This window comes from Streptomyces sp. NPDC006711, assembly GCF_042869775.1.
In the GTDB taxonomy this organism is placed as follows: domain Bacteria; phylum Actinomycetota; class Actinomycetes; order Streptomycetales; family Streptomycetaceae; genus Streptomyces.
Genome location: NZ_JBIAGO010000002.1, coordinates 263,689 through 285,808, shown reverse-complemented (window position 1 = coordinate 285,808; position 22,120 = coordinate 263,689). Strand labels below are relative to the sequence as shown.

General features: G+C 71.9%; 17 protein-coding genes and 1 tRNA gene. 13 read left to right on the top strand and 5 right to left on the bottom strand.

Going from position 1 to position 22,120, the window contains the following annotated elements:
- Positions 1–255 precede the first annotated feature (255 nt).
- Entirely contained in the window at positions 256–666 is a 411-nt protein-coding gene (locus ACFYM2_RS05365; RefSeq protein WP_358993285.1) for a hypothetical protein, read from the top strand.
- Positions 667–727: 61 nt separating this feature from the next.
- Here the strand turns inward: ACFYM2_RS05365 and ACFYM2_RS05360 are convergent, their stop codons facing one another.
- The gene (locus ACFYM2_RS05360) at positions 728–1,768 is read right to left on the bottom strand and encodes an alpha/beta hydrolase (protein WP_388833528.1); all 1,041 of its coding nucleotides are present in this window, start codon (positions 1,766–1,768) and stop codon (positions 728–730) included.
- Between the two features lie 408 nt (positions 1,769–2,176).
- Here ACFYM2_RS05360 and ACFYM2_RS05355 point away from each other — a divergent pair, with 408 nt between their 5' ends.
- The 8 genes from ACFYM2_RS05355 (at position 2,177) to ACFYM2_RS05320 (ending at position 10,159) form a co-directional block, all read left to right on the top strand.
- Positions 2,177–3,064 carry an NAD(P)H-binding protein gene (locus tag ACFYM2_RS05355; RefSeq protein WP_388833526.1) on the top strand — a complete coding sequence of 296 codons (888 nt, stop codon included), beginning with the start codon at positions 2,177–2,179 and terminating at the stop codon, positions 3,062–3,064.
- A gap of 185 nt (positions 3,065–3,249) precedes the next feature.
- Complete coding sequence (locus tag ACFYM2_RS05350) at positions 3,250–3,675, top strand: PaaI family thioesterase (protein ID WP_350234860.1); 426 nt, start codon at positions 3,250–3,252, stop codon at positions 3,673–3,675.
- 112 nt (positions 3,676–3,787) lie between these two features.
- On the top strand, positions 3,788–5,785 hold the full coding sequence (locus ACFYM2_RS05345; RefSeq protein WP_388833524.1) for a transglycosylase domain-containing protein: 1,998 nt from the start codon (positions 3,788–3,790) through the stop codon (positions 5,783–5,785).
- 258 nt (positions 5,786–6,043) lie between these two features.
- A complete protein-coding gene (locus tag ACFYM2_RS05340; protein ID WP_388833520.1) occupies positions 6,044–8,173 on the top strand; it encodes an ATP-binding protein in 2,130 nt (709 codons plus the stop codon).
- 7 nt (positions 8,174–8,180) lie between these two features.
- Entirely contained in the window at positions 8,181–8,615 is a 435-nt protein-coding gene (locus ACFYM2_RS05335; protein ID WP_350233715.1) for a roadblock/LC7 domain-containing protein, read from the top strand.
- Between the two features lie 2 nt (positions 8,616–8,617).
- Complete coding sequence (locus ACFYM2_RS05330; protein ID WP_350233716.1) at positions 8,618–8,989, top strand: DUF742 domain-containing protein; 372 nt, start codon at positions 8,618–8,620, stop codon at positions 8,987–8,989.
- Positions 8,967–9,584, top strand: coding sequence for an ATP/GTP-binding protein (locus tag ACFYM2_RS05325; protein ID WP_388833517.1), 618 nt, complete (start codon positions 8,967–8,969; stop codon positions 9,582–9,584). Before ACFYM2_RS05330 ends, ACFYM2_RS05325 begins: the two co-directional genes overlap by 23 nt.
- Positions 9,585–9,586: 2 nt before the next feature.
- On the top strand, positions 9,587–10,159 hold the full coding sequence (locus tag ACFYM2_RS05320; RefSeq protein ID WP_358993266.1) for a GAF domain-containing protein: 573 nt from the start codon (positions 9,587–9,589) through the stop codon (positions 10,157–10,159).
- Between the two features lie 21 nt (positions 10,160–10,180).
- Here the strand turns inward: ACFYM2_RS05320 and ACFYM2_RS05315 are convergent, their stop codons facing one another.
- Entirely contained in the window at positions 10,181–11,386 is a 1,206-nt protein-coding gene (locus ACFYM2_RS05315; protein ID WP_388833514.1) for an acyl-CoA dehydrogenase family protein, read from the bottom strand.
- Positions 11,387–12,823: 1,437 nt separating this feature from the next.
- On the opposite strand from ACFYM2_RS05315, the gene ACFYM2_RS05310 reads away from it, so the two are divergent.
- The gene (locus ACFYM2_RS05310; RefSeq protein WP_388833511.1) at positions 12,824–14,002 is read left to right on the top strand and encodes a Gfo/Idh/MocA family protein; all 1,179 of its coding nucleotides are present in this window, start codon (positions 12,824–12,826) and stop codon (positions 14,000–14,002) included.
- Positions 14,003–14,162: 160 nt separating this feature from the next.
- Positions 14,163–14,239 (top strand) — tRNA-Pro (locus ACFYM2_RS05305).
- A 367-nt stretch (positions 14,240–14,606) separates the two neighbouring features.
- On the opposite strand, the gene ACFYM2_RS05300 is transcribed toward ACFYM2_RS05305, so the two are convergent.
- Complete coding sequence (locus ACFYM2_RS05300; protein WP_388833508.1) at positions 14,607–15,092, bottom strand: MarR family winged helix-turn-helix transcriptional regulator; 486 nt, start codon at positions 15,090–15,092, stop codon at positions 14,607–14,609.
- A 106-nt stretch (positions 15,093–15,198) separates the two neighbouring features.
- On the opposite strand from ACFYM2_RS05300, the gene ACFYM2_RS05295 reads away from it, so the two are divergent.
- Both ACFYM2_RS05295 and ACFYM2_RS05290 read left to right on the top strand, forming a co-directional pair.
- The gene (locus tag ACFYM2_RS05295) at positions 15,199–15,756 is read left to right on the top strand and encodes a quercetin 2,3-dioxygenase (protein ID WP_358993254.1); all 558 of its coding nucleotides are present in this window, start codon (positions 15,199–15,201) and stop codon (positions 15,754–15,756) included.
- A 207-nt stretch (positions 15,757–15,963) separates the two neighbouring features.
- On the top strand, positions 15,964–16,773 hold the full coding sequence (locus ACFYM2_RS05290) for a DUF1206 domain-containing protein (RefSeq protein ID WP_388456351.1): 810 nt from the start codon (positions 15,964–15,966) through the stop codon (positions 16,771–16,773).
- 28 nt (positions 16,774–16,801) lie between these two features.
- Here the strand turns inward: ACFYM2_RS05290 and car are convergent, their stop codons facing one another.
- Together car and ACFYM2_RS05280 are read right to left on the bottom strand one after the other, a co-directional pair.
- Positions 16,802–20,317 carry a carboxylic acid reductase gene (car, locus tag ACFYM2_RS05285; protein WP_388833505.1) on the bottom strand — a complete coding sequence of 1,172 codons (3,516 nt, stop codon included), beginning with the start codon at positions 20,315–20,317 and terminating at the stop codon, positions 16,802–16,804.
- A 163-nt stretch (positions 20,318–20,480) separates the two neighbouring features.
- The gene (locus tag ACFYM2_RS05280; protein WP_388833502.1) at positions 20,481–21,872 is read right to left on the bottom strand and encodes an MFS transporter; all 1,392 of its coding nucleotides are present in this window, start codon (positions 21,870–21,872) and stop codon (positions 20,481–20,483) included.
- Between the last annotated feature and the right edge of the window lie 248 nt (positions 21,873–22,120).

Sequence of the window (22,120 nt, the reverse complement as noted above, 5' to 3'; positions counted from 1 at the left end):
TCGAATTCGGCGACGGGCGGGGCCTGCGCCCACCTCGGCGGAGCCTCGGTTCCGGCGGCGGGCGGGCGCGTGCCGGGTGGAGTCTCGGTTTCGGCGGCGGCCGGTCGCGCCATGCCACAGCCGGGCCCGGCCGCGCGGGGGACTTGGGCGTCTGTTCACGCCAACGGGTGAATCGGTGCATGGGCGTCCGGGACCGCTCCCCGGCGTGGGCTGTGCTGGTGCACGACATCCCGTCACGGGACTTTGGGGGAGCGCATGGGCGTGTTCGTGCTGGGTGCGTGGCTGCTCACCGCCGCGCTCGGCGGCTATCTGGCCGTCGTGTGGATCCGCCACGGCGGGCTGCGCCAGCGGGCCCCCGGTGTGACGCGCCTGCCGCTGTGGCTGGTCGGGGGTCATGTGGCGGTCGCGGTGGCGGGACTCGCGGCCTGGAGCGGCTACCTCCTGGGCGACCTGGCGAGCCTGGCCTGGGCGGCGTGCGCGGGTGTCCTGGTGGTGGCCGCGTTCGGCTTCACGATGCTGCTGCGGTGGCTGCCCAGTTCCGGACGGCACTCCACGGGCGGCGCCACGGCGGAGCGCCACTTCCCCTTCACCGCCGTCGTCGCCCACGGGGTGAGCGCGGGCGCCACCGTGCTGTTGGTGCTGTTCGTGGTCGCGCGGCAGGTGTGAGGCACGCTGGACCCCGCGATGTGACGTGCCGTCAACTCCGCGTCGTACAGGTGGGGTTCGGTCAAGTGTCGCGCTGTTCGTTTGCGCCGGACGGCGCGAGGGTGCGCCGCAGCCAGCGGACGCGGGTCTCCTGGGCGTCGAGGCTGAGCGCCGCCGTCGGGGCGAAGCTGTCGAAGCCGTGGAAGGCGCCCGGCCACACGTGCAGTTCGGCCCGGCCGCCGGCCCGCCAGATCGCGTTCGCGTAGGCCACGCCCTCGTCCCTGAAGGTCTCGGCGGACCCGACCTCGATGTACGCCGGAGGCAGCCGCGTCAGGTCGGTGGCCCGGGCGGGCGCGGCATAGGGCGGCACGTCCGGCGTTCCGTACAGGTCGCCCAGCAGGGCCTGCCAGGCGGTGGCGTTGGAGGTACGGTCCCAGAGGTCGGCGCCGGCCATCTGACGCGTGGAGAAGGTGGTGGCGCGGTCGTCGAGCATCGGGCACAGGAGCATTTGCCCGGTCGGCTCCGGGCCGCCCCGGTCGCGCGCCATCAGGGCCAGCGCCGCGGCGAGCCCGCCACCCGCGCTCCGGCCGCCGATGACGAAACGGTCCGGGTCGATCCCCAGGTCCGGGGCGTGTGCGACCGTCCACAGGAGCCCGGCGTAACAGTCCTCCACCGGTACCGGATACCGCGCTCGCGGTGCCAGCGGATACTCGACGGAGAGGACGGCGAGGCCCAGCGGGAGCGCCCACTGGCGCAGCACCTTCGGCAGGACGGACCATGCGTTGCCCATGATCATCCCGCCGCCGTGCAGGTAGTACAGCAGCGGAAGCGGACCGGTCAGGCCCGCGGGACGCGCACTCACCAGGGTGACCTCCCGCCCGCCGCGGGCCCCCGGCACCCGCAGCTCGGCCACCTCGAAGCGGCCGTCGGCGCACAGGTCCCGCACGGTCGGCCGCGGCCGCGCCGCCGCGTCCTGCTCCTGCCGGGCCGCGAGGTTCGCCGGGGTTAACGGCTCCCTGGCCGCGTCCCCCAAACCCCGCAGCACGACGAGGAGTTCGGGGTCCACCGGCACGGGGATCGCCGGGTCGATCGGATCCGGGTCGGGCGGTGGTGGGAGAGCCATGCGGGGTAGTCAACCATCCGGCGGGGCGGGCGACGGAGGGGGTGGGCGGCCTCGGGGCGAGGCGGGCGCCGGGGAGACTCCGGTGGATGTCCGGGGCCCGGTCCGGCAAGGGGAGCCCGGGCCGGCCAGGGGGCCCGGGTCGGCCAGGGGGTCCGTACCGGGGCTAGGGGAACCCGGGGCGGGGCCGGGGGCCGGGGCCGTACCGCGGCCAGGGGAACCCGCGCCGGGGCCGGGGCCGGAGGCCGGGTCCGGAGGCCGGGCCGGAGGCCGGGCCGGGGGAGCCCGGCCCCTGGAATGGGGAACGGGCGGCATTCCGGCGACCGCATCCGGGAAGGCGGTTCGTGTTGGTCGCGGGCGCTGCCGCCGCCGTCGGCCATCCTGCGGACGACCACCGAGTGGGAGGACATCATGCGGATCGCCGTCACCACCCCGACCGGCAACGTCGGCCGGCACGTCGTCACCGCCCTGATCCGTGCCGGCGTCCGGCCGCGCGTCCTCGCGCGCGACCCAGGACGGCTCGCCCCGGACGTGCGGGGCGAGGTCGATGCCGTGCGGGTCGACCAGTACGACGCCGATGCCGTGGCCGCCGCCACCCGTGACGTGGACGCGCTGTTCTGGGTGGACCCGACCACCGGCGGCCAGGACCCGCTCGCCGACTACGCGCGGGCCACCGCGAGCGTGGTCCGCGCCGTCACCGAGAACCGGATCGGCCGCGTCGTCTTCCAGAGCAGCGTCGGCGCCGAGAAGCGGCACGGCGCCGGCGAGATCGACGGTCTCGCCCATACGGAGAGCGCTCTCGACGGCCTCGGTGTCGACGTGACCCACCTGCGCTGCGGCTACTTCTTCACCAACCTCGACCTCCAGATCGACGCCCTGCGGGCCGGCAAGCTCCAGGTGATCCTGCCGCTCGACCAGCCCATGGCCTGGGTCGCGCCCCGCGACATCGCCGAGGTGGCCGTCGGGCGGCTGCTCTCGCCGGCCTGGTCGGGCCGGTGCGTACAGGCGGTGCACGGCCCCGCCGACCTCACCTGGCACCAGGTCGCCGGCATCCTGACGGCGGCCACCGGGCGGCGGATCGGCGTCGAGCGCGTCACGGACGACGCGATGCGCGCCCAGCTCCGGCGGGCCGGGATGACCGAAGGCCTGGTCGTGGCCGTCATCGGCATGTCGACCGGCCTGCGCGAGGACTTCGTACCCGAACAGCCGCGCACCGTGGGGACCACCACCCCGACCACGCTCGCCGCGTGGGCCCATGACCATCTGAGGCCCCTGCTCGGCGAGGGTGGTCCCGCGTGAGGCGGTCCCAGGTGGGGCGGCCCTAGGTGGAGGCCGGGAGCGCGGTCACGTCAGTGTCACTTGAGCGTACGCCAGCGCGTAACTGCCTTATGCAAGCCGCCAGTTGACGTACCCAAGCGGACCAACTCGACGTCGTCGGACTCACGCACGCCGCCGTCGAGATCCGGTGCTATGTTCCCCCGGTGATGGATGTCGCGGCGGCTCAAGCGGTTCTTGACAGCAGCCCCTTCGGGCCCTGGTGGGGGTTCCGGGTCGAAGCTCTCAAAGAGGGGTGGGCCAAGGTGGCGCTGCCGCAGCGCCCCGAGCTCTTCCGGCCGGGCGGCGTCCTCCAGGGCGGGTGCGCCATGACGCTGGCCGACGTGACCTGCTGGATCGCCATCATGTCGCTGTCCGGCGCGGACGACCCCAGCGTCACGCAGCAGATGACCACGAGCTTCCTCGGTCCCGCACGCACCGATCTGATGTGCGAGGCGACCATCGTCCGCGCCGGCCGCCTGATCGTCTACGGCACCGCCGAGACGACCGACACCGAGGGGAGGCTGGTCTCCCACCACACCCTCACCTATATCCGGCCACCCGCCCCGGCAGCCGGATCGACTCCTCGTACATAATTCTTTGATGTGATTCATAGGTGTACTGCGTATGTTTCGCCGTATGCCCTTCACGCGTTCCCGTCCGGATGGATCCGGATCCGCCCTCAGTCGTACGTTTCGGTTCCTCGGAGTGAGTGTCCTGGCGGGCGCGATGGCCGCCGGCATCGCGCTGCCGGTGGCGGGTGCGCTGGGGGTGGGCGCCAAATCCGCCGCGGAGAGCTTCAACAGTCTGCCCGACGAGTTCAAGACGCCCCCGCTGTCGCAGGCGTCGCAGATCTACGACGCCGACGGGGGGCTCATCGCCACCGTCTACGACCGTGACCGCACCGTCATACCCGGTGACCAGATCGCGCCGGTCATGCGCCAGGCACTGGTCGACATCGAGGACAACCGCTTCTACCAGCACGGAGCCGTCGACCTCCAGGGCGTACTGCGCGCGCTGAACAAGAACGCGGCCAGCGGAAGCGTCGCCCAGGGCGCCTCCACCCTCACCCAGCAGTACGTGAAGAACGTCTTCGTCGAGCAGGCGGGCAGCGACCAGAAGGCGGTGCTCGAAGCCCAGCGCCAGACCCTCGGCCGCAAGATCCAGGAGCTGCGCTACGCGATCGAGCTGGAGCAGACGCTGCCCAAGGACCAGATTCTCACCAACTACCTCAACATCACCTTCTTCGGTGAGCAGGCGTACGGCATCGAGGCGGCCTCCGAGCGGTACTTCAGCGTGCACGCCAAGGACCTGAGCCTTCCGCAGGCGGCCCTGCTGGCCGGGCTCGTCCAGTCGCCTTCCATGTACGACCCGGTCAGCAACGCGGCCCTGGCCAAGCAGCGCCGTGACACCGTGCTGAGCAAGATGGCCGAATACGGCTCGATCACCTCCGCCCAGGCCCAGGAGGCGATCGCCACTCCGATCCAGCTCAAGATCAGTGCGCCGCGCCAGGGCTGCATCACCGCTCACCACGGCGAGGGCTTCTTCTGCGACTACGTGCACCGGACCGTCCTGAGCGATCCGGCCTTCGGCAAGACGGCCGCCGAGCGGCGCGCGCTGTGGAGCAGGGGCGGTCTGAAGATCCACACGACGCTGTCGCCCAAGGCGCAGAAGTCGCTCCAGGACTCGGTCACCTCGCACGCGTACACCACGGACGACGCCGCCGCCGTGATGAGCCTCGTCCAGCCGGGCACCGGCAAGATCGTCGCGATGGGCCAGAGCCGCGACTACGGCCTGGGCGCGCACCAGACGGAGATCAACCTCAACGTCGGGACGAAGATGGGCGGCGGCCTCGGCTTCCCGACCGGCTCCACGTTCAAGCCGATCGTGGCGGCCGCCGCGCTGGAGAAGGGCACGAGCCCGTCGCAGAAGTACCCGGCGCCGTACTCCATGCCCTGGCCCGCGATGTCCGACTGCGCGGGCAACACCTATCCGGAGAACGGCGAGGTCCACAACGACAGCCACTCCCTGGTCGGGCCGTTCGCCATGCCGGACGCCATGGCGCAGTCCGTCAACACCTACTTCGCGGAGCTGGAGGCGGACACGGGGCTGTGCGAGGTGGCGAAGATGGCCAACTCGCTCGGCATCAAGGCCCAGGCCGGCGGCACCAAATTGCAGGTCGTCCCCTCGCTCACACTGGGCAGCAACGACCTGACGCCGCTGGAGATGGCCAACGTCTACGCGACCTTCGCCAACCACGGCACCTACTGCACCCCTGTCGCCATGACCTCGGTGACCAAGCCCGACGGCGCCAGCATCCCGGTGCCGGGCGCCGACTGCCACCAGGTGATGTCGCCGGAGACCGCCGACACCGTCACGACCATGCTCCTGGGCGTCGTCCAGGACGGCACCGGCAAGCCCGCCGGGCTCACCGACCGTGACAGCGCGGGCAAGACCGGCACCACCGACGACAGCAAGCAGGTGTGGTTCGCCGGCTACACACCCGAGCTGTCCGGCGCGGCCGTGGTCAGCGACACCAAGAGCCCGCACGACCTCGACGGCCAGAGCATCGGCGGCACGGTCGTCGGCCAGGCATTCGGCGGCACCCTCGCGGGTCCCGTCTGGCGCGACTCGATCGAGGGCGCGCTCGCCGGGGTCCCCGCCGGCACGCTGACCACGACGACGCTGCCCGGTTCGGACGGCTGAGAAGGTACCCCGCGGCTGAGAAGGCACCCCGCGACCGGTCGGGCAGGGGCAACGACGGCGTGCGCCCCTGCCCGATATCGGTCGGCCGTACGAGGCGTCATACCAGAGTGGGACGCCGTCCGGGGAAGTTTGCCAACTGCGCACCGAGGGTGATGGATTGGCTACTACGGTGAGGCGCCGACGAGCAACGTGGGCCTTGCGGCAGCCGTGTCGGGCCTGCCGAAGTGATCCATGGCACCCCACGCACCGAGGACGCCGATGTCACATCTCCGCGCATCCGCAGCGCGGCCGGACCGCCGCGAGGGCGGGCGGCACGGCCGTAACGCCACCCGGCCGCACGCCCCCGCCGACGCCGGCCGCAAAGACCCGGCGGGCCGGGCCCCGGCGCCCCAACGGCCCCGCCCGCCGCACGAGTCCCGCATACGACCCCAACTGCTGCGCGCCGCCGTGCTGCCCGCCACCGTCGCGGTCCTATGCGGCGCGGCCGCGGTCGCCTTCACCCTGCACTCCACGGGCAAGCACCCCTCCCTCGGGCTCTGGGCGCTGCTCGCGGGGCTCGCCGTGCTGGCGATCGCCGCGCTGGTCGCGGCGGGCATCGGCGCCGACCGGGTGGCCAAGTCCGTCCTCGGCCGCGCCAACGGACTGCGCCGCGGCAGCGCGCGGTCGGCCGCCGACCTGCGTACGGTCGTGGAGGCGCTGCGCCGCGGCGAAGGGCCGCCCGCGCGCCGCGCACCGGCCCAACTGCCGCCGGGCGCGGACGCGTTCGAACTGCTCGCGCACGAGCTGACCCGCTCCCACGACGCGGCCGTGGCCGCCGTGGTGCAGGCGTCCCAGCTCTCCAGCAGCGTCGGCAACGAACAGAAGGTCGAGGTCTTCGTCAACCTCGCCCGCAGGCTGCAATCCCTCGTCCACCGCGAGATCCAGCTCCTGGACGAGTTGGAGAACCAGGTGGAGGACCCCGAACTGCTCAAGGGCCTCTTCCACGTCGACCATCTGGCCACCCGCATCCGCCGGCACGCCGAGAACCTGGCCGTGCTCGGCGGCGCCATCTCCCGGCGCCAGTGGTCGCATCCGGTCACCATGACGGAGGTCCTGCGCTCCTCGATCGCCGAGGTCGAGCAGTACCCCCGGGTCAAGCTCGTCCCGCCGATCGACGGGACGCTGCGCGGCCACGCCGTGGCCGACGTGATCCACCTGCTCGCCGAACTCGTCGAGAACGCCACGGTGTTCTCGGCCCCGCACACCCAGGTCCTGCTGCGGGCCCAGTTCGTGACGGCGGGCCTCGCCGTGGAGGTCGAGGACCGGGGCCTGGGGATGCCCGTCACCGAGCAGAACAAGATGAACGCCCTGCTGTGCGACCCCGACCAGGTCAACGTCGCCCACCTCCTACAGGACGGCCGCATCGGACTGTTCGTGGTCTCCGCGCTCGCCCGCAGGCACGGCATCGCGGTCCGCCTGGGGACCAACATCTACGGGGGAGTACAGGCCGTACTGGTGCTGCCGCAGGACCTGTTGGGCGCCGAGTCCGGCGAGGGCGACCAGCACCATCGCTCCGACGCGCAGGCGGGCCGGAGCGAGGCGCGGGAGGGCGCGGGCCAGGTCTCCGGGGCGAAGGCGTCCGGCGGGCCGGCGGGCGCCGCCGAGGCGAGCCCCGCGCTCCCGGCTCCCGCGCCGGCCCCCGCCCCGCTCCCCGCCCACGCCGAACCGGCCCACCTGGAACCGGCCCACCGCGAACCGGCCCACCTGGAGCCCACGCACCGCGAACCGGCCCACCGGGAGCCGGCCCACTTGGAGCCGGCCCACCGCGAACCGGCCCACTCGGAACCGGCCTTCGACCCGGCGCAGGCAGAGCGCGCGAGGCCGCTGTCCGCATCCGTACCGCCGGATCCCGCCCCAGCCCCCGCCCCCGCGACGCGGCTCCCCAAGGATCCGGTGCCGTCGCCCCGGCAGCACCGCGCGGAGCCGACCACGGCGGGGCACGGCAACGGACCGCTCCCCGTGCGCGGGGCGGACCCGCAGCGGCCCAACCCCGCCGCCGCGCCCCCCGGCATCCACCACGGCGCGACCGGCATGACGGGCATGACCGGCGAGAGCGCCGAACCGCGTGTCTCCAGCGCGCCGAGAAACCAGAGCGCCGCCGTGCGCGGCACCATGGGCCGCCCCGATCTGCCCCGGCGCCGCAGCCAGGAACACCTGGTGCCCCAGTTGCGCGACGCCCCCGCGCCCCGCAGGAACGACGAACACACCCTGCACGACCCGGGGTTGATGGCCGCGTTCCAGCGCGGCATCGGGCTCGCGGAGGCACAGCAGCACCACTTCGCAGAGCCGACCCACCAGTCCCCCCAGGCGCTCCAGTCGGAAACTGACGCCGAACACTCCAAGGAGTAGATGCACCATGGCGAGCGATGCGCCGACCGGACACGTCTCGGACCTCGACTGGCTCCTGAGCGGTCTTGTCCAGCGGGTGCCCTACACCCACAACGCGGTTCTGCTCTCCTGTGACGGACTGGTCAAATCCGTGCACGGTCTGGACACCGACAGCGCCGACCACATGGCGGCCCTCGCCTCGGGCCTGTACTCCCTGGGCCGCAGCGCCGGGGCGCGCTTCGGCGACGGGGGCGAGGTGCGCCAGGTGGTGGTGGAGCTGGACTCCACCCTGCTGTTCGTGTCCACGGCCGGCTCCGGCACCTGTCTCGCCGTACTCGCCGGCCGGGAGGCGGACGCCGCCGTGCTCGGCTACGAGATGGCCATGCTCGTCAAGAGCGTACGTCCCTACCTGGTGACGCCCGCGAGGCAGAGCGCCGGAACACCGAGCGGTCTGAGGAGTTGACGGTGGCGGCCCCTCAGGACGGGCCGTGGCTCGACGACGCGGCCGGGCGGCTGATCCGCCCCTACACGGTGAGCAACGGCCGCACCAGGCCGACCGCCACGCTCGATCTGCTCTCCCAGGTCATGGCGACCGGCACTCCTCCCCTGATGCACCTGGGCCCCGAGCACTCACAGGCCCTCGGCCTGTGCAAGGGACCCACATCGGTGGCGGAGATCTCGGCCCACCTGCGGCTGCCGGCCGTCGTCACCAAAGTGCTCCTGTCCGATCTGGTGGACTGCGGGGCGGTGACCGCACGGGCCCCCCGCTTCACTCACACGCCCACCGACCGATCTCTGCTGGAGGCAGTGCTCGATGGCCTACGACGACGGCTGTGACACCCGCCCCGACCGGGACGCCGTGGACCTGTTCCCGACCGCGCTGAAGATCCTCGTCGCGGGCGGGTTCGGGGTCGGCAAGACCACCTTTGTCGGAGCGGTCAGCGAGATCGAACCGCTCTCCACCGAAGAGCTGCTGACCACGGTCAGCGTGGCGCACGACAGCCTCGAAGGGGTCGAGTCCAAGACCACCACCACGGTCGCCATGGACTTCGGCCGCATCACCCTGGACGACCGCCATGTGCTCTATCTGTTCGGCACGCCCGGCCAGGAGCGGTTCTGGTTCATGTGGGACGAGCTGTCCGAAGGGGCGCTCGGCGCGGTGATCCTCGCCGACACCCGCAGACTCGACGCGTGCTTCGCCGCCGTCGACTTCTTCGAACGGCGGGGCATGCAATTCCTGGTCGCCGTCAACGAGTTCGACGGTTCGTACCGCTACGACCCGGAGGAGGTGCGGGCCGCCATAGACCTCAAACCCGAGGTCCCCGTCGTGCTGTGCGACGCCCGCATCGGCAGCTCCGGCATCCGGACGCTGGTCACCCTGGTCCAGCATCTGCTCGCCACCGTCCCGGCAGCCACCAGCCATGGAGCCTGACTATGACGTACGACCCGACCGGACATCTGCTGCTCACCCCCGTCGACCGGGAGGCGCCGGCCCGCGTGCAGCGGCTGCGCCAGCTCGGCATGGGGCGACTGCCCGATCCCGCCTTCGACGAGTTCGCCCACAAGCTCGCCGAGGTGACCGGCGCCCCCTTCTCGATGGTCAACTTCATCGATGAGAACCAGCAGTTCTTCGCCGGCCTGCACACCCCCCAGGGCGCCCACACCGGCTCGGACCTGGGCGCGGCGGCCGTCGGCGCCGGGGGAGTGAGCCGGATCATGGCCCGCGACCACGGGTACTGCCCGCACGTCGTGGTCCGACGCAAGGCGCTCGTCCTGGAGGACGTGTGCGACTACCCGCGGTTCGCGGGCAACCCGGTCGTCGACGAGATCGGCATCCGGTCCTATCTCGGGGCGCCGCTGATCGACCGCACGGGCATCGCGCTGGGCACGATCTGCGTGGTGGACACCGAACCCCGGCCCTGGGGCAGGGCCGGGCTCGAAACGATCAAGTCCATGGCGGCGGAGCTGATCGAGCAGATCCACCGGCGCGAGGACGGCGGTTTCTGACGTCCTCGCGCGCGGTGACAATCAGCGCAGGGGTGCGGGCTCTTCGAGGCGCACCCGGTCGGACAGCCGCTGCGACCACTGCCCCTTCGCCATGCCGAGCGCCACCTCGGCCAGCCGCAGCAGCTGGACGTCCGAGGTGCCGGCCGGCGCGAAGATGTGGTGGGCGTCGCGCAGATACCTCTCGATGGGACGGTCGGTGAACAGGCCCGCCGCCGCGTGGATCTCCATGGCGTTGCGCGCCGAGTCCAGAGCCGACTCGACGTTGACCACCTTGGCGTTCATGAGTTCGGCATCGCAGGGCAGCCCCTGGTCGAGCATCTGGACCGCGTGGTAGGCCACAAGCCGCGCCGTCATCACCCGGGACTGCAATTGTCCCAACTTGATTTTGATGTTGGGCAGTTCGTACAACGGCTTGCCGTAACGAATGCGTTCCCGGCAGAACTTGGTGGTCTCCTCCAGGATCGCCTGGTGAATGCCCAGTGACACGGCGGTGAGATTGGCCCGCCCGTACAGCACGCTCGAGGAGTACGCCACGGCGAGGCCTTCGCCCTCCTGGCCGAGCCGATTGGCCACCGGAATACGGCAGTTGTCAAAACGGACCTCGCCGAAACTGAAGCCGTGCAGCCCCATCGCCGGCCGGTGCTCGCCCAGGGAGAAGCCGGGCCGGTCGGACTCGACAAGGAAGGCCGAGAGCCCGTGGGAGCCCGGCCCGGTGCGCAGGATCACTCCGTGAAGATCGCCGACATGGCTATTGCCCACAAAGACTTTGCGGCCCTGAAGAATGTAGTCGTCGCCATCGCGGACCGCGCTCGCGGCCATCCCCAGGACATGGCCGCCCGACTCGGGCTCGGTGACGGCGATCGTCGGAAGGCAGTCGCCCGCGCAGACCGCCGGAAGCCAGTTCTTCTTCTGTTCCTCGTCACCGAAGTGCACGATCTTGGCGACGCCGAGCTGCGAGGCCTGCACCATGGCGCCCATCGCGCCGCTGACCCGCGACAGCTCCTCGATGATGATGGTCTTGCCGAGGTGGCCGACGCCCATGCCCCCGTACGCGGGGCTCACGGTGGCGCCGATCCAGCCCTGGCGGGCGATGAGCCGCGACAGCTCGTGCTGGACGGTGCGGGCCGTCTCCATCTCGGCTATCCGGGGCCTCACCTCGCTCTCCGCGAAGTGCCTGACGTCTTCCCTGAGTTGTTGGTACGGCCGGCTGTTGACGTATCCGTGCATCCGCGAGCCTCCTCCGCGAAACGCCTGCCGTGGGTGGCCCCGGCAGGTGGTGCATCGGCAGTGGTCCCGTCCTGAAGGGGCCGGCCTCTCCAGTTGTGGCTCCCCAGCTCCTGGTGTGGTTCGCCATCGGTTCCTGTGCCATTTCTTGCCAACGTTGGCCAGAAGCAGCCGAGTTGACGTTGGATGGCGATGTGTTGTGTGCGACCCGGCCCCGTCCGGTCCCAGTCGATTGCATCCCCTTCACACACGTTTCTGCCACATGCCCACGGCAAAAGTTTCGTGGCCACGTGGCACTGAGGGACAGCAAGCGGAATCGGATGAGCATGGACGTGACATCTGAGAACAAGTGCAGAACCGATTCAGCTTCGAATCTGACGCAAACGGACTCTTTTTCACGCGTGTGGGTGAATGAACGGGGCCCACGCCACCGCCCCCACCAGCACCCTTGCGCTCCCGGGGTGGCGGGGGGTGGCGGGCCGAGCGCACCCGTCGGCGTGCCGCGCCGGGCGTATGTGTCCTGTGCGCCGGGTCGTGAGGGGGCTGCGGCCGCCTGTCTGCCCATCTGACCTGGTGTTTTGTCGGTGGGCCCGCTGGCGGTGGAGGGGTGTGGGGACGGCGGAGGTCGATTGCGCGGGGGCGGGTCAGGGGTGGCGCGGCGCGTCCGCGCGTCGGCACGGGCCCTCCGGCCCGGGCGGGCCGTCCGCCCATGATCGAGGGCGTACTTGGTCCTGAAGGGGAAGGGGACGGTTCGGGTCCAGCTGTGGGACCCTGGCGGTGTCTTTTCGGTTGCCCCAGGGGGAGGCGCGTTGGGGCACGGACCGGCGTGAAGGGGGCGCGAAGGTTGTGCGGGGCGCGCGGGGGAGTGTGCGATGTGGAACCGGACGCCTCCCTGACCGTGCTCGTCGCGCGCCGTCGGGCTCCGGCCGCCGACCGGTCACATCCGGACACTCGCTCTCCTCACGCGCTCCGGAGGCACGGGGTGGTCGCCGCGCTCGCGTGGGCGGGCCGCCCCCGAGGTGTGGGGAAATGGTGAGGAATCCGGCCATCGCGCGGGGCGGAGCGGGGTGCTGGACGGTGCTTCTGGGGCCCGGGGTTCGCGTGCGGAGGGATGGCCGGCGCCGACGCGGACAGCGCGTGGGGTACGCGCCCGGGTGGCAGCCGCGAGGTGCGCGTTCCGGCGCGGACGCCGCGCGGCACCGAGGGGCGAACCCGGGCCGACCACCTCGCCCTGGCACCCGCCACCTCGTACCTCGCGCCTCGTACTTCGGGCCCCGTACCTCACACCCCGTACCTCGCGCCTCGCGCCCGGTCGGTGCGGGGGCCCCGTACCTCACACCCCGCACCCCGCACCCCGCACCCCGCACCCCGCACCCCGCACCTCGCGCCCGGTCGGTGCGGGCACTTGCCCCAACTCCCCTGGACCACAAGGAAGGTGACATGACCGACCTCCGTATCGGCGCCATTGGATACGGCCTGCGCGGCAGCATCGCCCGTATCGCGCACCGGCCGGGACGCGGCGCGGTCGTCGCCGCCGTCGCCGACCCCGACCCCCGGGCCCGGGAGGCGGCCGCCGCCGCGTTCCCCGGCGCGCGCGTCGGCGCCGACCACCGTGAGGTGACCGGGGCCGCGGACTTGGACGCCGTGCTCGTCCTCACCCCCGACCACACCCACGCGGACCTCGCCCGCGCCGCCCTGCGCGCCGGAAAGCCGGTGTTCGTGGAGAAGCCCCTGGACATCACCGTGGAGCGCTGCGACGAGATCCTGCGCACGGCCCACGAGACCGGCACCCGCCTCTACGTGGGCCACAACATGCGGCACATGCCCGTGGTGCGGATGATGCGCGACCTGATCGGCCGGGGTGTCATCGGCGCCGTCAAAACGGTCTGGGTGCGTCACTTCGTGGGGTACGGCGGCGACTGGTACTTCAAGGACTGGCACGCCGAGCGCCGCTACACCACCGGCCTGCTGTTGCAGAAGGCGGCGCACGACATCGACGTGGTGCACTGGCTTTCCGGCGGCTACACGCGTGACGTGCAGGCGATGGGCGACCTCATGGTCTACGGCGACAGCCCGCACCGCAGGGCCCCGGGCGAGCCGAAGACCGATGACTGGTACACCAAGGACGGCCACTGGCCCCCGGCCACCCAGCGCGCGCTGAACCCGGTGATCGACATCGAGGACGTGTCGCTGCTCAACATGCGCCTGGACAACGGCGTCCTCGCCTCGTACCAGCAGTGTCATTTCACCCCGGACTACTGGCGCAACTACACGGTCATCGGCGACGCGGGCCGCCTGGAGAACTTCGGCGACGGTCCCGGCAGCCTGGTGAAGGTCTGGAACTCGCGCCGCTCCGCCTACCGGGCCGAGCCCGACGAGACGTACGAGATCAAGGACGGGGACGAGCGGGGGCACGGTGGGGCCGATCCGCTGATCGTGGACGAGTTCCTGCGCTTCGTGCGGGAGGGCGGCGCCACCGACACCTCGCCGGTGGCCGCGCGGATGGCGGTCGCCGCCGGTTACGAGGCCACGGCCTCCCTGCGGGCGGGCGGCGTCCCGCGCCAGGTGCCGCGCCTGGATCCGGACCTCGTGGCGTACTTCGAGCGGGGGCAGCGGTAGGGGCGAGGCCGGGGCCCGCGCGCGCCGGGCCGGCCGCGCGGTCGCCGGGGTGTCGGGGGGCGTCGGGGGCGTTCGGCAAAGGGGTTCGTGACCACCCGGGGAAGTGCGGTATTGTTCTCATGCACGAACGGCCGGGGGAAACCCCAGGTCAGACGGGCATCGGGACGTGGCGCAGCTTGGTAGCGCACTTGACTGGGGGTCAAGGGGTCGCAGGTTCAAATCCTGTCGTCCCGACCATGCTTTGAGCAGGTCGGAGGCCATTCTCTCGCTGGAGAGGATGGCCTTTCGCATGCCCGGACCCTGGTCATCACCGCGTACACCCGTGTCCGGACCTCGGACCTAGGGCCTAGGACCTAGGGGGTGTCTGGTGGACCGTGGCCGGGGGGCGCGGCGTCTGGCACGGCACCTCGCGGCGTTGCCGAATCGCCCCGATAGCTCCGCTATCGAGACGCTCCGGCGCCTTGCGATGCACCGCACCAGACGCCGCGCCCTGACCGACCCTGATCCACCAGACACCCCCTAGCCTCGGACCCAGGACCAAAAACCTCGGTCCCCAGCGCCCAGCCGGGTGTTTCCGCACTCTCTCAGCTGCTGTGGGCGCACGTCATTCTGTCTCCGGCGTTTTCTGCGCCGGGCGGACCGGATGCCCGGGGCGCCGCGGCGTGGGGGGCTCGCCCCAGGGGGTCTCCAGAGCCGCGCGCAACGCGTCGACCGTGTCCCGGCCGATGCGTTCGGCGAGGTCTTCCTCGAGGCGGTCGAGGACGGCCGTGGCCCGGCGGTGTGCGTGTTCGCCCTCCGGGGTGCGGCGGATGAGCCGGCGCCGGGCCGAGTCCGGGTCGGGGGACTGGACGAGCAGCCCGGCGCCGACCAGACCGTGCACCGCCTGATGGGCGGTCTGCCGCGTGACTCCCATGCGTCGCGCCAGCTCCGAGACGGTCGTGCCGTCCTCGTCGAGGACGGCGAAGAGCTGGGCCTGGGTCGGCGACACCGGGGTGGCCCCCGTCGCCTCCATCGCCGTGAGCAGGCCCTCCTCGAACCAGCGCCGGGCTTCGGTGAGCAGCTGGGGGAGGCTGCGGTGGGTGGAGTGCATCTGATCCTCACGAGGGTGGCTGACGGCCGGGCGTCACTTGCCCGCGCACCCAGTTTAGTGTCAGGCTGCCTGACATTGGACTCGCCGACCTCACCTTGGAGACGCCATGACCATCGAGTACGCCACCCGGTACCGGGCCGCCTCGCGCATACCCGCTGACCCGGGCAAGCCGTACTTCATCGAGAAGGGCGAGGGGGACCGGGCCCATCTCTTCGGCGACCTGATCACCATCTACGCCGGCGGCGAGCAGACCGGCAACGCCTTCAATTTCTTCACGGTCGAAGGCCCGAAGGGCGACCTCATCCCCGCCCATCTGCACCCCGATACGCACGAGGTCTTCTACGTCACCCAGGGCGCGGTGCGGCTGTTCGTGGAGGACACCGAGGGCGTTCAGCAGGAGAAACTGCTCACGCCGGGCGACTTCGGCTTCGTGCCAAAGAACTGTCCGCACGCCTACCGCATGGAGCGCCACCACAGTCAGGTCGTCGGCGTCGCGGCCGGACCGGGCGGCACCTTCGAGCGGTTCTTCGAAACCCTCGGCGCCCCGACCACGGGGCACGGGCTGCCGGCCGAGCCCCTTGTGCCGGAACCAGAGAAGTTCGCGACCGTGCCCGGACGTTACGACGTGCGGTTCCTGCCCGACCAGCGGTGGCGGACGAGTTGACGGCCGGTTGACGCCCGCCCGTGGGGGCACTCGACGTGCACACGGGGCCGGTCGTCCGCGCGTCGCGCGGGGTGTGCCCCCGCCCCGTGACCGCCGTACCGGCTGACCGTTTCGTCTCAACGCGCCGTCCCGCACGGCGCGTTGGGCCTGAAGGAGGGCATCGTGAGCTCGTCACCCGCACGTCACTCAGGAGCAGGGAGCCGCGCGCTGGCCTCGGTCAACCGGAGGTTCACCCGGCGCTCCGCGCAGCGCGAGACGCTGAGCGCCGCCGGGCGGGCGGGATTCATCGCCCGGGGTGTCGTCTATGTCCTCATCGGTGTGCTGGCCATCCGAATAGCCCTGGGCAGCGGGGGTCAGGCGGACCGGCAGGGCGCCCTCAACCAGGTCGCGGCGCAGCCCTTCGGCAAGGTGATGCTGTGGCTGCTGGTGGTCGGCTTCGGATGCATGGCGCTGTGGCGGGGGGCTCGCGCCGTGATCACCAGAGGGCCCGGCCGCAAGGCCGGCGCACGGGTCCTGGACGCCGGCCGGGCCGTCTTCTACGCCTCCGTCTGCTGGGCCACCGCCACCTTCGCCACCGGCGACAGCGGGGGCTCGGACGGCAACGCCAAGTCGCGTGACTGGACGGCCACTGCCCTGGGGCTCTCCTTCGGCCGGTTCCTGGTGGGCGCGGCCGGATGCGTCCTGATCGGCGTCGGCCTCACGCTCGCCGTGCGGGCCGCCATGCGGCGCTTTCTGCGCCAGCTGAACACCGCCACGATGGACTCCCGTACGAAGATGGCCGTCACCGCGCTCGGCGTGGGCGGCGGCGCGGCGCGCGGCATCGTGTTCGCCGCCGCCGGGGTCTTCGTCCTGGTGGCAGCCGTCCGCTTCGACCCCAACCAGGCCAAGGGCATGGACGCGACCCTGCGCAGCCTCGCGGACACCCCCATGGGTCCCTGGCTGCTGCTCGCCGTGGCCCTCGGCCTGATTCTCTTCGGCGTCTTCTCCTTCGCCTCCGCGCGCTGGCGGCGCCTGTAGCGCGGCGTTCGCGCCCGGCTCCCCGGAATCAGAGCAGGCCGTGCAGGCGCAGGTCCTCCACGCACTTGGCGATGAACTCGGGCGACAGAGAGGGCACCGCCCCCTGGTTGACGCCGAGCGCGCCGACCGCCTCGGTGAAGCGCGCCGCCGGAGCGTCGGTGCCAGACTTGGGCTCGCCGGGCCGGGCGTAGGCGTCCATCAACGGCAGCAGGGACAGGGCGCGTTGACGCTCGGGCAGGCCGCGCATCGCCGCCAGGGCGCGCATGTGCCACTGCGCGTGATCCTCGAAGCGGGCGATCGGGTGCCCCGCCTCGGTCAGCCAGTCCACGAACGCGTCGAGCGAGATGCCGTCGTCGTGCGGGTTGACCGTGTTGTAGGTGACGTACCCCCGTGGCGCGCCCAGGGTCAGAGCGGTGATCGCGGCGGCGGTGAAGTCGACGGGCAGGCCGCTGTAGTGGGCCCGCGCGCGGGCGCCGTCGGGGCCGAGCCGGTAGAACGAACGCGGCGCCATGCCCGTGGCGAGGACGCTCAGGAGCAGGCGGGTGAAGCGGTCGGTGAGGTTCAGGCGGCCGGGCAGGCGGCTGTGGGCCAGGATCATGTCCGGCCGGAACACGGTGACCGGCAGGCCCGTACGCTCGTGTGCCTCGCGCAGCAGTACCTCCCCGGCCCACTTGCTGGTGGCGTAGCCGTTGGCGTCGGACTCGTCCAACTGCCGTACGGGCGAGGCCGTTCGGATGTCGGCCCGCTCGTCGAGGACGGGCCCGCCGGGCAGCATCGCGGCGGCCACCGTCGAGATCTGCGCGAAGCGCTTCACCTTGCGGGTGAGGGCCAGCTCGATGAGCGTGGCCGTCGCGGCGACGTTCGGCACGAACAGGCGGTGGTAGGGAAGGACGTGGTTGACCAGCGCCGCGGCGTGCACGATCTGGTCGGTCTCCTCGGCCAGTGCCTCCCAGTCGGCCACGCCCAGGCCCAGCCTCGGCGCCGACACGTCCGAGGCGAGGACCCGCAGGTGCCGCGCGGCGGCGGCCTCGAACCACGCGCTGTCCTCGCCCGCCGCCGCGCGCAGGGTCTCAAGCACGCGCGCCCGTGCGCCGGTGTCGTCGGCGGCCCGTGCGAGGCAGGTCAGCTCCCCGCCGCTCTCGGCCAGGCGCCGCAGCCATTCCACGGCGAGGAACTGTCCGAGATAGCCGGTCGCCCCGGTCATCAGGACACGGCGGACGCGGGCCGAGGCATCCGGCGCCGTCCGCTCGGCCGTGAGCACGTGGTCCCCGAGGAACCGGTCGAGCGTCAGATCGGCGGCCCGCACCTCGCGCGCGCCATGGCCGTGGACGGAGGCGAACGTGGGGCCCGAGGCGCCGGGATCCCCGGCGGCGCCGAGCCCCTGGGCGATGCGGGCCAGCGTCGAGGACGGCGCGAGGACGGCCTGGATGGGCACCTCCTGGCCGACGATCTGTTCGAGAACCGTGGCGAAGGTGTGCGCCGACAGGGAGTCGCCCCCCAGCTCCGCGAACGCGGCGTCCGCCCGGACCAGCGACAAGGGGCAGCCGAGGGTGATCTGCGCGGCGGCCAGGACCGCTTCGAGCGTGGTGACGTCATGGCCCCGGGCCCGCAGCTGGGCGAGCCGGCCCGCGCGCCCCGCCGCGAGGTCGGCGTACATCCGCTCAAGACGCGGCCCGTAGTGCTCCTTGAGGGCGGGCCGCAGCACTTTGCCGACGCCCGACAGCAGCCCGTTCGCGATGCTGAAGGGCCGGCGCTCGACGAGGACGTCGTGGGGGATCTCGTACGCGTGCAGGCCCGCGCCGTGCGCCAGTTCCCGTATCGAGTCGAGCACCCTCGCCCGTACGGTCTCGTCGTCCACGTGCCCCAGGCGCCCCGCGTCGGGGACCACCACGGCCAGCAAAAACGCCTGCTCGCTGCTTCCGTACACATAGATCTGCGCGATGTCCGCGCTGGTGGAGTACAGCGCCTCGAGTCCCGAGACGGCCACGAACTCGCCCTGGGAGAGCTTCAGGACGTTGTTGATGCGGTCGACGTAGACCAGGCGGCCCGGGGCCGTCTCGGCGAACACGTCGCCCGTGCGGTAGTAGCCGTCCTCGTCGAAGGCGCGGGCGGTGACCTCCGGCTGGCGGTAGTAGCCGGGGAAGAGACCGACCGACTTCACCCTCAACTCCCCGCGCGGGTAGGGCTTGTCGGTGGTGAAGTAGCCGAGTTCGGGCACGTCGACGAGGCGGTGGTCGGTCACCGGCGGGTTGCGCAGCACCTGGTCGACCACGATGGCCCGGGTCGTCTCGGTGGACCCGTAGCAGTCGATGACCGGGGTGCCGAGGAGCGAGGCGGTGAAGGAGCGCATGCCGTCGGACAGCGGTGCGCTGCCGCACAGGGCGGAGACGATCCGGCCGCCGAGCATCCCGTCGCGCACCAGCGTGGCCGCGGCCGCCTCCGCCTCCGGGCGGGGGGTGCCCGCGCGGCCGAGCCGGTCCGCCTCCAGCAGGAACCGCTGGTGCACCATGTCGCAGATCCTGGGCACCAGACTCAGCACCGTGGGACGGGCGAGACGGATGTCCTCGAACAGCGTCGACATGTCGCTGCGGGCCGTGTAGTAGCCGGTGCCGCCGGAGGCGAGCCCGTTGATCAGCCAGGAGCGTCCGTTGACGTGGCTCATGGGCATGTAGTGCAGCACGATCACCGGATTGCCGCTGCCGCCGGGGGTGTTGAGGCCGCCGCGCGCGTTGTGCCACATCCTGGTGATCATGGAGGAGGTGTACATGGCGCCCTTGGGGGTGCCCGTGCTGCCGGAGGTGTAGATGAGCCCGACCAGGCGGTCGGGATCGTCGTTCTCGTACGGCTCGGTTTCCGGCAGCAGGGCCCCGCGCGCCAGGTCCTCGTGCAGCGGCGCCACCTCGGCGCGCCCGGCCAGCTTCTCCGCGGCCGCCTCGAACGCCTCGCGTTCCTCGTCCACCAGCGGGTCGTAGTCGAAGACGACCAGTCGCTCGATGGAGTCCGACGCGAGGACCACGCCGACCGCGGCGTCCAGCGAGCCGATGTCGGTGGCGAGCAGCCGGGGCGACGTCTCGGCGACGACCGGCGCGAGACGCGCGGCGGGCGCTCCCGTGGCCAGCGGCACCGACACGGTCCCCAGATACATGCAGGCCAGATCAATGACGGCGTAGTCCACGCCGGTGAAGCCGAGGGTCGCGACGAAGTCGTGGGCCCGCAGTCCCCTCGCGCCCTCGCGCCAGGCGGCCGCGATCCGGCCCACCCGCTGCCACAGCTCGGTGTACGTCAACGCCTCGTAGGCGGGCAGGAGTTCGCGGACGGCGCGCCCGGTGGCTCGGTCGCGCACGACGTGGTGGGCGCGGCGGGCGAGGGCCGGCCGGTCTCCGTATCCGGCCATGGCCGCGGCGATGGCGCCGGTCAGCGTGGTGCGTCCCGCGATGGCCCCGGCGACCTCGGGGGAGGGCGCGGCCCGAACGAACTCGCCGTCATTCAAGCGCAGTTGGGCGATTCTGGACGCGACGTCATGGCCTGCCTTGTGCTCTGACATGAGTGCTCCGGTGGTGGAAACGTGCGGTGGGAGGTGTCCGGGCGGCCGGCGCGGCTACGGCGGTTCGGGCGGCCGGCGCGGCCAGGGGGTGTCCGGTGGATCAGGGCCGGTCAGGGTGCCGTGCCGGACGCCGCGCCCCCGGCCATGGTCCACCAGGCACCCCCTACGCCTCGGCGGGCAGCTTCCGGGCGCCGAGCGCGGCCGCGAGGCCCATCAGGGCGTAGACGGCGACGAGCGCGAGGGCGGGGCCGGTGATGCCCGCGCCCGACTGGAGGCCGGCCAGCAGCGAGATCCCGACCAGCGATCCGGTCGAGCGGCCCGCCGACAGCAGCCCGGACGCGATGGCCGAGCGGTGCCCGGGCGCCGCCGCCATGGTCAGCGTGATCTGAGGCACCGTCACCAGGCCGAAGCCGAGGCCGATGAAGACCAGACCCAGACAGGTGCCGAGCGGGGCGTGGCCGCCGACGAGCACGAGCGCCACCCCGCCGAGCAGCGAGAACGCCACCCCGGCGCCCAGCACCGGGCGGGCCCCGTACTTGGTGGCGAAGCGGCCCGCGAGCAGGGGCATGAAAGTGATCGGCACGGCGGACGACAGCAGGCAGAGCCCGACGGTGACCGGATCGTAGCCCCGCACCTGCTGGAGGAAGACGCTCAGGGTGAAGATCAGGCCGTTGTAGCCGACGAAGAGCAGCAGGCCGACCGTGACATAGCTGCGAAACCCCGGGGCGCGGAAGAGATCCGCCGGGATCATGGGATGCGCGTACCGGCGCTGGCGGACGACGAACGCGGCCAGCGCGGCCAGCGCCGTCACCGAGGCCACCACCGGCAGGGGGCGGCTCCACCCCAGGTCCTGGCCCTCGGCGAGGGCCAGCGCGAGGCCGCCGAGGAAGACGATGGACAGCAACTGGCCGGGGACGTCCTGCGGTTGGCGGGCGGCGGCCGGCCGCTCGCCCCGCGGCATGTGCCGCCTGGAGAGCCACAGCACGAGCAGGACGAAGGGCACATTGATCCAGAAGATGCTCCGCCAGCCCACCGTCTCCACCAGCGCGCCACCGAGCGTGGGCCCGAAGGCGACCGGGCTGCCGGCCACCATCGACCAGATGGATATGGCCTTGGCGCGCTGCCCGGTGTCCCGGTAGGTCTCGGTCAGCATCACCAGGGCGGCGGGCATGACCAGGACCGCGCCCACTCCTTGCGCCGCCCGCAGGGCCACGAGCACGGCGCTGTTGGGAGCCAGCGCGCACAGCAGGGACGCGACCCCGAACAGCGCGACCCCCAGGCGCAGCATCCGCACCGCGCCGTGGCGCCCCACGGCCGCCGCGCCCGCGAGCATCAGACCGGCGATGACCACCACGTACGAGGTGACGACGAACTGCATCGCCGGCAGGCTCGCGTGGAGGTGGTCGCGGATGGTGGGGATCGCGACGTGGACGATGCTGGTGTCGACGACGATCATCCCGTGTGCCAGGCAGGCCACGGCCAGGACCCGGCCGGGGCGCACAGGGGCACCCACGGTGTCCGGGGCGCGTTTGTCGAAGCTGGTCGATTCGGCCATGGCCTGCCATTTCGCATGAGGCGGTGAATAGATGCCGGGCAATACTGCGAAATCCTAGTGGTCAAACCGGAGGCGTCAACCGTGGAACCGGCCGGTCCGGTCCCAGTGTCCGAATAGCCCGATTCCAGGGTCAGGTATAGAGGACGGTCTACTTCCCCGCCGGGTCCTGCGCTCCCTAGTCTCGAAGCGCTGAGAACGCGAAAGGTGCAGCACGGAAGTGCGAGGGGGATCACCATTGTCCTTTCATC

Coding starts and splice junctions, on each gene's coding strand:
- ACFYM2_RS05365 (WP_358993285.1), top strand. CDS start 256: ATGGGCGTGTTCGTGCTGGGTGCGTGGCTGCTCACCGCCGCGCTCGGC.
- ACFYM2_RS05360 (WP_388833528.1), bottom strand. CDS start 1,768: ATGGCTCTCCCACCACCGCCCGACCCGGATCCGATCGACCCGGCGATC.
- ACFYM2_RS05355 (WP_388833526.1), top strand. CDS start 2,177: ATGCGGATCGCCGTCACCACCCCGACCGGCAACGTCGGCCGGCACGTC.
- ACFYM2_RS05350 (WP_350234860.1), top strand. CDS start 3,250: ATGGATGTCGCGGCGGCTCAAGCGGTTCTTGACAGCAGCCCCTTCGGG.
- ACFYM2_RS05340 (WP_388833520.1), top strand. CDS start 6,044: ATGTCACATCTCCGCGCATCCGCAGCGCGGCCGGACCGCCGCGAGGGC.
- ACFYM2_RS05335 (WP_350233715.1), top strand. CDS start 8,181: ATGGCGAGCGATGCGCCGACCGGACACGTCTCGGACCTCGACTGGCTC.
- ACFYM2_RS05325 (WP_388833517.1), top strand. CDS start 8,967: ATGGCCTACGACGACGGCTGTGACACCCGCCCCGACCGGGACGCCGTG.
- ACFYM2_RS05320 (WP_358993266.1), top strand. CDS start 9,587: ATGACGTACGACCCGACCGGACATCTGCTGCTCACCCCCGTCGACCGG.
- ACFYM2_RS05315 (WP_388833514.1), bottom strand. CDS start 11,386: ATGCACGGATACGTCAACAGCCGGCCGTACCAACAACTCAGGGAAGAC.
- ACFYM2_RS05310 (WP_388833511.1), top strand. CDS start 12,824: ATGACCGACCTCCGTATCGGCGCCATTGGATACGGCCTGCGCGGCAGC.
- ACFYM2_RS05300 (WP_388833508.1), bottom strand. CDS start 15,092: ATGCACTCCACCCACCGCAGCCTCCCCCAGCTGCTCACCGAAGCCCGG.
- ACFYM2_RS05295 (WP_358993254.1), top strand. CDS start 15,199: ATGACCATCGAGTACGCCACCCGGTACCGGGCCGCCTCGCGCATACCC.
- car (WP_388833505.1), bottom strand. CDS start 20,317: ATGTCAGAGCACAAGGCAGGCCATGACGTCGCGTCCAGAATCGCCCAA.
- ACFYM2_RS05280 (WP_388833502.1), bottom strand. CDS start 21,872: ATGGCCGAATCGACCAGCTTCGACAAACGCGCCCCGGACACCGTGGGT.